Consider the following 9,082-nt stretch of genomic DNA (forward strand, 5'->3'; position numbering starts at 1 on the left):
CGAATAGCGGTTGTCGGTGTCTTTCCACGGCCCCTGAAAGTCGCCTTCCAGAATCATGTGGACGGCCTGGAACACCAGTCGCCGCTCTTCGCCCTTCACATCGAGGATGCCCTTGGCCCGCAGTATATCGATCCCCTGCGTCTGCAGCACATTGTTGAGCCAGGCCGTGACGCGATTGCCGTCAATGGGCTTTTGCGAGGTCAGTGAAATCGACGAGATCCCGCTCTCGGCCACGTGATCGTGGATATGCGCGTGATGCTCATGGTGGTCGTGGTCATGTCCGCAATGCTCGTCGTGGACGTGGTGGTCATGATCGTGGTCGCAGTGCTCATCATGCACATGGCCGGCTTCGCCATGCCCCGGATTGAGGAAGTGGGGCTGGAGTTCAGTTATCCGGCCCAGGTCGAAGGCGTGCTGGCCCAGGATCGAGTCCAGCGGCACGTTGGAGCGCTCGGCCCGACGGATCGGGGCCAGCGGATTGAGGGTACGAATCGCCTTTTCCACCTCGATCAACTCGGCCTCGGTGACGAGGTCGGTCTTGTTGAGGATGATCTGGTCGGCGAACGCGATCTGCTCGGCAGCCTCGCGACTGTCCTTCAGGCGCAGGGGCAGGTGCTTGGCGTCGACCACGGTGGTGACGCTGTCCAGTTGGGTCCGGGCGCGGACGTCGTCGTCCACAAAGAAGGTTTGAGCCACAGGCGCCGGATCGGCCAGTCCCGTCGTCTCCACGATGATCCCGTCGAACGTGCCCTTGCGCTTCATCAGGCCCGACAGAACCCGGATCAGGTCGCCGCGCACCGTGCAACAGACACAGCCGTTGTTCATCTCGAAGACCTCTTCGTCGGCCCCGACGATCAGGTCGTTGTCGATGCCGATCTCGCCGAATTCGTTGACGATCACCGCATAGGTCTTGCCGTGGTTCTCCGAGAGAATCCGGTTCAGCAGGGTGGTCTTGCCCGCGCCGAGATAGCCGGTCAGGACGGTGACGGGGATTTTGCTTACATGGGTTTCGCTCATGGCTGTTCATTTAGAGCCTGGACGCCGACTTATGAAGGGGCGTTCGCAAAGCTGGCCTTCCGGCCATTTAGTGTTATGAAGTAACAAATGGCCCTGAACGAACCCCTCGCGCCCTCTGAAGCCGCAGCGCTGGACGCCTTCCGGCAGAACCGTACCTACCTGGGCGCGGATCATGTGCGCAACGAGCGGCGCACCTGGCTCGTAACCGTGATCTGCATGGGCACCCTGGTGGCCTTGCTGGCCGGCGGCGCCGCGACCGGTTCGATCGCCCTGACCGCCAGTGGGCTGCACATGGGCGCCCATGTCGCCTCGCTGTTGGTAGCCTCGGCCGCCTATGCCCTGGCGCGGCGCCACGCGGCCAATCCGGCCTTCAGTTTTGGCACCGGCAAGGTGGGCTATCTGGCCGGGTTCACCAACGCCCTGGTGCTGGCCGCCACCGCCGTGATGATCGCCGTGGAGAGCGGCCAACGGTTGCTCAGCCCGGAACATGTGCATTTCGGTGACGCCTTGCCGATCGCCGCCGGGGGACTCGCCGTCAATGTGGTCTGCATCCTGCTGCTCCGGCCTACGGGCGCGACGGCCGCGCGGAATGATCCGCAGGGTGACCTCAATCTCTCGGCCGCGCACCTGCACCTGACCGCCGATGCAGCGGTGTCAGTGATCGCCTTCCTTGCCCTGCTGGCCGGTCGACAGCTTGGTTGGGAGATGGCGGATCCGCTGGCGGGGCTACTGGCCGCCGGACTGGTCGGGCACTTCGCCTGGACCCTGTTGCGCCGCACCGGCGCCGCCTTGCTGGACATCAATCCATCGCGCGACCTGACGGCCGAGGTGCGCCGCAGGCTGACCTCCGGGGGCGAGGATCTGGTCGATCTGCACCTCTGGCGCCTCGGCCCCGGGCATCATGCGGTGATTGCGGTCATCGCCGCAGACCATCCGGCCCCGCCGCAGGCCTATCACGCGCGGCTGGCTGGACTGGGTGGGCTGTCGCATGTGACTGTCGAGGTGCGGGCGCGGGCCGATGGCGCCCACAACCACGCCGGCCACAGTCACGCCTGAGCCGGACAGGGCAGGAATACATGCGCTTGATGAAGCTCGTTCTGGTTGCGGCCATCGTTCTGGCCGGCGCCGTGGCGGGCGGCCTCGCGATCGCCGACCGGTCGGTGCGATTGACCTCGGGCGGCTCCGGTCTGGCGGGACGGCTGCAGGTCGCCAAGCCCATCCCGCCTGCGCCGGCGGCGTTGCAGTCCCGACTGGAAACCCTGGCCGCAGCCTATGGCGAGGAGGTGGGCATCGCGGTCACCGACGTCGCCACCGGCTGGACGGCCGGCGTCGATGCAGATCGCCCCTACCCCCAGCAGAGCGTCTCCAAACTCTGGGTCGCCATCGCGGTTATGCGGGCGGTGGATGAGGGACGTATCGACCCGGACGGCGTCGTCACCCTCGGCGAAGCGGACCGCTCGGTGTTCTTCCAGCCCGTGGCCTACAGGATCGGGGCGGGCGGCTACCAGACCACCGTCTCGGATCTGCTGCGCCGCGCACTGGTGGAGAGCGACAATGCCGCGAACGACCGGTTGATGCGCGAACTGGGCGGCCCCGACGGCGTCGCCCTGGCGCTACAGGAAATGGGTCTCACGGGCGTCAAGGTGGGCGCCTTCGAGCGCGACCTGCAGGCGCTGACCGCCGGGCTCGTCTGGCAACCGGACTACGGGATCGGCTGGAACTTCGAGGCGGCGCGAGAGGCCCTGCCAAGGGCGACACGGCAAGCGGCTCTGGATGCCTATCTGGCCGCGCCTCTCGATGGCGCCGCACCGGGGGAGATCACTGCGGCGCTGGCGGCGCTGTCGCGGGGCGAACTGCTGTCGGCGGCCTCGACGGCCCGCGTGCTGGACTGGATGACGCAGGCGCGGACCGGTCCACGGCGTCTGAAAGGCGGCCTGCCCGCCGGCTGGTCCATCGCGCACAAGACCGGAACCGGCCAGGATTTCGCCGGCGCCTCGGTCGGCATCAACGACGTGGGCCTGCTCACCGCGCCGGACGGACGCATCTATGCGGTGGCGGTGATGATGCGGCGGACCTGGAAGCCGGTGCCCGAGCGGCTGGCCTTCATGCAGTCGGTGACCCGCGCGGTGGCCGAGGACTGGGACCGGACGGCAGGTATCCAGACGGCGGACTAGGCTCCGGGCGAGTTTAGCGGCGAAATTCAAAAACGTTCCGCTCATCCCGGCGAATGCCGGGACCCAGATCTTAAGGCTGGGAGGCTGACTGGAATCGCTGCGCGGACGTACAACCCGCCCAACACTACGCCATCTGGGTCCCGGCATTCGCCGGGATGAGCGGTATTGAGGAAATTCCCTAGGGCCGCTCGATCCCCTTTACCACCGTGACCTTGATCGGCTCGCCCTGCCAGTCGCGCGATGCCCAGACCGCGCCAAGCCCGCCGCTTGCCGGAAATGTCGTGCAGTAGCGGAAAGGCGCCGGGAACGGACGCGATTGTTTCAGGCAAACGCCCTGATCCTTCAGCGACCATTTGCCTGCCGACCATGTGCCCCGCCGACCCACAGCCTCCCAGGTACCGTCGGCCCGGAACCACAGCCGCTGGAACTTGCCGTCGGAATACTGCGCCTTGACGGTGTTGCCGAACGCCACGGTGACGCCATGGGCATCCGGCGCGGCCTGGGCGCTGAGCGGGATCGTCGTGACGAGCGCGGCAAGCATCACGGAAAAGGCAGGGCGCATGGGATCGGGATCGCGGTTCGGGGTCGCTGGTTTCCTACCTTCTCGGCGCGCAAATGTGAACCGGAGCTGAGCGACAATCGCGCGCTAGACGTCCACCTCCGCATCCAGCGCGTTCTCCTGGATGAACTCGCGGCGGGGTTCCACCAGATCGCCCATCAGGCGGGTGAACATGTCGTCGGCGTCGTCGGCGTGGTTGACGCGCACCTGCAGCAGGGTCCGGGCCTCCACATCCAGGGTGGTTTCCCAGAGCTGATCGGCGTTCATTTCACCCAGGCCCTTATAGCGCTGGATCGAAAGGCCCCGGCGGCCGTTCTCCATCACGGCGTTCACCAGATCGATGGGACCTCGCACCGTGGTCGTGCGGTCGCGCCGGGTGAAGGTGGCGGCGCCCGAGAACACCTGGGCCAGTTCCTTTGACCGTTCGGCCAGGCGACGCGCATCGGCGGCGTTGAGCAACAGTTCGTCCAGCACCACGCGCTCGGTGACGCCCCGCTTGATGCGGGTAAAGGCAAAGCCGCCGCCCACAGCCGGTTCGCCGCTCCAGGGGCCGTCGCCTTCTTCGGCGTAGAGGTCGAAGCGTTTCGCCGCAGCCGCCGGATCGCCGCCCTCAGCCAGCAGGCCGGCCATGGCCGCCTGTTCAATGGCGAACGCCGGAGCCCGCGCCGCCAGCCGCTCCACATTGGCCTTGGCGCCGCGCGCGGTCTGGACCAGGGCCAGCAGGTCGGCGCCGGTCAGGCGCTCGCCGGATGGCAGGTCGAGGGTCGCCCCATCCACACCCTCGTCGATCAGGTAGATCTCCAGCTCCGGGTCGTCCTTCAGATAGCGGACCGACTTGCCCTTGGACGCCTTATAGAGCGGCGGCTGGGCGATATAGAGATACCCCCGCTCGATGATCTCCGGCATCTGCCGATAGAAGAACGTCAGCAGCAGGGTGCGGATGTGGGCGCCGTCGACGTCGGCGTCCGTCATGATGACGATCTTGTGGTAGCGCAGCTTCTCGATGTTGAACTCATCGCGCCCGATGCCGGCGCCCAGGGCCATGATCAGGGTGCCGATCTGGTCAGAGCCCAGCATCCTGTCGAACCGGGCGCGCTCGACGTTGAGGATCTTGCCCCGCAGCGGCAGGATCGCCTGATTGTCGCGGTTGCGCGCCTGCTTGGCCGAGCCGCCGGCGGAATCACCCTCCACCAGGAAGATCTCGGACTTGGCCGGATCCTTCTCAGCGCAGTCGGCCAGCTTGCCCGGCAGGGATGAGATATCCAGCGCCGACTTGCGCCGCGTCAGTTCGCGGGCCTTGCGGGCCGCCTCGCGGGCGGCGGCGGCCTCGGCGATCTTCTGAACGATCATCTTCGCTTCGACCGGGTGTTCCTCGAACCAGGCCGCGAGGCCCTCGCCCACCAGCCCCTCGACCGCCGGGCGGACCTCCGACGAGACCAGCTTGTCCTTGGTCTGGGAGGAGAACTTCGGGTCTGGCACCTTGACCGACAGCACGCAGGTCAGGCCTTCGCGCGCGTCCTCGCCGCCGACGGAGACCTTCTCGCGCTTGGCCGTGCCGGAGCTCTCGGCATAGTTGGTGATGATCCGCGTCAGCGCCGACCTGAACGCCGCCAGGTGGGTGCCGCCATCCCGCTGGGGGATGTTGTTGGTGAAGCACAGAACATTCTCGTGGTAGCCGTCGTTCCACCACAGGGACAGGTCGAGCTCGACGTTCTCGCGGCGGCCGCGCACCACGATGGGCGTCTTCATGATCGAGGTCTTGGCCTTGTCGAGGTGGCGCACGAAGGCCTCGATGCCGCCCTCATAGTGCATGACCTCTTCGGTGGGCTCGGGCCCCCGCAGGTCCTTCAGCCAGATGGTGACGCCGGAGTTCAGGAACGCCAGCTCGCGCAGCCGGTGCTCCAGCGTCTTCAGCTCGAAGTCGATGAAGGCGAAGGTCTCAAGCGACGGCAGGAAGGTGACTTCGGTCCCCGACAGGAACTCGCCGTTCTCGCGTAGCGGCGCGTCGCCGGTTTCCTTCAGCGGCGATACGGAATCGCCGTGCCGGAACTCCATCTCGTAGGACTTGCCGCCGCGATAGATCTTCAGCCGCAGCCACTCGGACAGCGCGTTGACCACCGAGACGCCCACGCCGTGCAGACCGCCGGAGACCTTGTAGGAATTCTGGTCGAATTTCCCGCCGGCGTGCAGCTGGGTCATGATGACCTCCGCCGCCGAGATGCCCTCGCCCTCGTGGATGTCGACCGGAATCCCGCGCCCGTCATCGGTGACGGTGACCGAGCCGTCGGCGTTCAGGATGACCTCGACCCGCGTGGCCCAGCCCGCCAGCGTCTCGTCGATGGCGTTGTCGACCACCTCATAGACCATGTGGTGCAGGCCCGAGCCGTCATCGGTGTCGCCGATGTACATGCCCGGCCGCTTGCGCACCGCATCCAGGCCCTTGAGAACCTTGATGGATTCCGCACCATACTCGGCCTGGCCATTGCCTTCAGGGGTATTGTCGGGAACCTGGGTTTCGTCGCTCATGATGCGTCCAGCTGAGGCGTCTCGCGTGAAGGTGGCCGGAACCACCTGAGGCGCCCTATGGTGGCGTCGCGCGCACGGCGCGGAGCCTGGGGATTGAGCTCACTCTATACAGCTTCCAGTGCTGATTCTGCACGCTTTTCGGCGCCACAGCGGCGCGGAGCCTGATGATCGCGAAGCAGACGGAAGGGGTCCAGGTCTGGTCCTTGGAAATCTCCAAGAGGTGCACGATCTCCCGCTCGGACGGGAAATCGGCCACCCGCTTGTAGCGCCCGGCGCGTCGCAGAACGTCACAGCGGTGCTGGATCACGCCAATAAATTGCGACTTGGCGTCAGCTCGCGCCTTGCTAGAGTGGGTCGAGTTCTGGGGGGATCAGCTTTGCTAAAAATATTGACTAGCGCGGCCCTAATCGCAATGGCCTCGAGCGCTTCTGTCGCTGCGCCAGACGTGATCACTGAGCCGGATTGGATCGCAAAGCCCGGGCCCGAGGACCTTAGCCGGGCCTACCCGATGCTTGCGCTCAATCTACAGATCCGCGGCAAAGCCATAATTACCTGCAATGTCGATGCTTTTGGAAAACTGAAGCTTTGTCGGGTCGAGGCAGAGACGCCTCCTGGCCTGGGGTTCGGCGCGGCGGCGCTATCGATGGCGGCAGCCTTCCAGATTCGCCCGCAAAGCCTGAACGGCAAGTTTGTCGAGGGCGGCGAAGTCACGATTCCACTTCGGTTTCTGCCTGCGCCGGAGGAGGAGCCAGCCCGTCCTCCGGTGTCCTCGCCCCGCAGACTGGAACTCGCGCGGAAGTTGCTCGCATTTAGCTCTGGTCCGGACACTACGGCGGCGCAAGTTGAGGATCTCGCCGTGCAGCTCGACACGGCCAAGACTGCGATTCCCAGCTTCGGTCAGATGGCGACAGCGCTTCGCCAGAGCTACCCGCCGCGCGCGGCGGAAGCGCGAGAGGCCGGTGCAGGCCTGTTGGCTGCAACCTTTTCGGAAAAAGAACTCGCGGCTTTGGTGAGATACTTCTCCGGCGCCGACGGGGCAGCGCTGCTGGCTGCCGAGAATCGCAACCCGGCGCTGATGAAGAAGATCAACGATGGCCTTGCCGAGATCGCTCGCATAGCTGCCAGAGACTACCTTTGCGATGTCGCGGGTTGCATCACGCCGGGAGCGAACTCACTTCCCGAACTACCGGCAGATAGAGGCGGCTTCATAGCTGCGCCCGAATGGTCGCAGCAGCCCACTCGTCGGGTCATCAATCAATTCAGACCGCCGGTGTCCGAGAGCCTGCAGATCGGCGGAGTCGCCCGGCTCACCTGTGTCGTTGGTTTGATTGGAGCCATGGAGCAGTGTGACGTGGTCAGTGAAGCGCCCAGGGGCGTTGGTTTCGCTGCGGGCGCCAGGAGCCTAGCCAGCTATTACCGCCTCAACCCGTCTCAAGTGACACAAGGGGCCGCCGGCCGACGGGTCGCTATCGATATTGCGTTCGAGGCAAGCACTCATAAGCCGCCTGACCCGCTACCGGTTTTCAAGGCCCGTTCAGAACACGCTCTGGCCTTGGCCCGCGAGCTCTTGACAGTGCAGGATAGTCGCCAAGGGACACAGGCCGCGCTCCGGGCTCTGCTCGATGATCAACGGAAACAAGCGCTTGCGAGTGGTCTAAATCCGGCCGACTTTGAAGTGCTGCGACTAGCGCTGGATCGAGGCGCAGATGTGGCAATGCGGCAGGGTGATGAGTTGACGGCAGCATACCTCACCACCGTGCTCAGCGACCAACAACTCAAGGGTTTGACCCAGTTTTGGCGCGGACCTGTTGGAACCGCGTGGAAAGCCAAATCACCCGAAGTCATCGCAAAGTCTGCCGTAAACAACGCTCAGTATGGCCGGCTGATGCTCGTTGATGCTGGAGCAGCCTTCTGCAAGGTCAGCGACTGTGACGGAAAGTCGATGGCGGCGCATGCAGCGGATGGTCAGGTCACCCCCGCCAACCCCGCCCCTTCCACCCGGAACCCCTGAGACCGGCCCGCCAGCCCCTCGAACAGCATCTCGTCCGTCCCGGTCAGGAACGCCTGCAGCCCCAGAGCCTCGATCTCGTCGAACAGGGCGGCGCGGCGTCTGGCGTCCAGGTGGGCGGCCACCTCGTCAAGCAGCAGGATCGGCGCGGGCGCATCCGTCGCCCGGGCCAGGCGAGCGGCCTGGGCCAGCACCAGATTGAGGATCAAGGCCTTCTGCTCGCCCGTGGAGCATTCGGCGGCGGCGCGATCCTTCTCTACGTGGATCACGCTGAGATCGCCGCGATGCGGGCCGCTGAGCGCACGGCCGGCGGCAGCGTCGCGGTCGCGGACCCCGGCCAGGGTGCGGGCCAGTTTCGACTGGATGTCGTCCAGTCCGGCGCCCTCGGCGGCCATCTGTTCCCACTCTCCGGTGAGCGACAGGCGCGCCTGGGGGAAAGGGCGGTCGCCCCGGGTGTCGATCTCTGCAGAGAGCGCCGCAAGGGTCCGGGCGCGGGCCTGCGACATCAAGGCCCCGGCCTCGGCCAGCCGCGCCTCCAGCGCATCCAGCCAGCCGGCGTCGAGCGGCCCGTCGGTCAGCAACCGCATGCGTTCGCGCAGGGTCTTTTCATAGGCCTGAACGTGGGCGGCATGGATGGGCTCGGCGGCGAACACCAGCCGGTCAAAGAAGCGGCGACGATCCGCGGCGCCCTCCAGAAACAGACGATCCTGCGCCGGGGTCAGCCATACCTGCCGGGTGTGTTCGGCAAGGCGGCCCGGCGGCACGGTCTCACCTTCCACCCGTACCGCGCGGCGGGCG

General features: G+C 66.0%; 7 protein-coding genes. 3 read left to right on the plus strand and 4 right to left on the minus strand.

What is annotated here, in order from left to right:
- Positions 1-1,017: CobW family GTP-binding protein (locus ACIQ42_RS11680; protein WP_397422358.1), on the minus strand; the 1,017-nt coding region annotated here is incomplete at its 3' end.
- 87 nt (positions 1,018-1,104) lie between these two features.
- Between ACIQ42_RS11680 and dmeF the strand changes: the two genes are divergently transcribed.
- Both dmeF and ACIQ42_RS11690 read left to right on the plus strand, forming a co-directional pair.
- A complete protein-coding gene (dmeF, locus tag ACIQ42_RS11685; protein ID WP_397422360.1) occupies positions 1,105-2,073 on the plus strand; it encodes a CDF family Co(II)/Ni(II) efflux transporter DmeF in 969 nt (322 codons plus the stop codon).
- 29 nt (positions 2,074-2,102) lie between these two features.
- Positions 2,103-3,191 carry a serine hydrolase gene (locus ACIQ42_RS11690; RefSeq protein ID WP_397422361.1) on the plus strand — a complete coding sequence of 363 codons (1,089 nt, stop codon included), beginning with the start codon at positions 2,103-2,105 and terminating at the stop codon, positions 3,189-3,191.
- A 178-nt stretch (positions 3,192-3,369) separates the two neighbouring features.
- Here ACIQ42_RS11690 and ACIQ42_RS11695 read toward each other — a convergent pair whose 3' ends face one another.
- Both ACIQ42_RS11695 and gyrB read right to left on the minus strand, forming a co-directional pair.
- The gene (locus ACIQ42_RS11695) at positions 3,370-3,753 is read right to left on the minus strand and encodes a hypothetical protein (protein ID WP_397422362.1); all 384 of its coding nucleotides are present in this window, start codon (positions 3,751-3,753) and stop codon (positions 3,370-3,372) included.
- A gap of 84 nt (positions 3,754-3,837) precedes the next feature.
- Positions 3,838-6,276 (minus strand): DNA topoisomerase (ATP-hydrolyzing) subunit B, encoded by a 2,439-nt coding sequence (gyrB, locus tag ACIQ42_RS11700; protein ID WP_397422363.1) that lies wholly within the window; start codon positions 6,274-6,276, stop codon positions 3,838-3,840.
- Positions 6,277-6,721: 445 nt separating this feature from the next.
- On the opposite strand from gyrB, the gene ACIQ42_RS11705 reads away from it, so the two are divergent.
- The gene (locus tag ACIQ42_RS11705; RefSeq protein WP_397422364.1) at positions 6,722-8,287 is read left to right on the plus strand and encodes a TonB family protein; all 1,566 of its coding nucleotides are present in this window, start codon (positions 6,722-6,724) and stop codon (positions 8,285-8,287) included.
- On the opposite strand, the gene ACIQ42_RS11710 is transcribed toward ACIQ42_RS11705, so the two are convergent.
- A partial coding sequence (locus tag ACIQ42_RS11710) for a DNA replication and repair protein RecF (protein ID WP_397422365.1) occupies positions 8,242-9,082 on the minus strand: 841 nt, incomplete at its 5' end. The two genes, ACIQ42_RS11705 and ACIQ42_RS11710, sit on opposite strands and share 46 nt — an antisense overlap.

It is taken from the genome of Phenylobacterium sp., from assembly GCF_044372605.1.
Classification (GTDB): Bacteria; Pseudomonadota; Alphaproteobacteria; order Caulobacterales; family Caulobacteraceae; genus Phenylobacterium.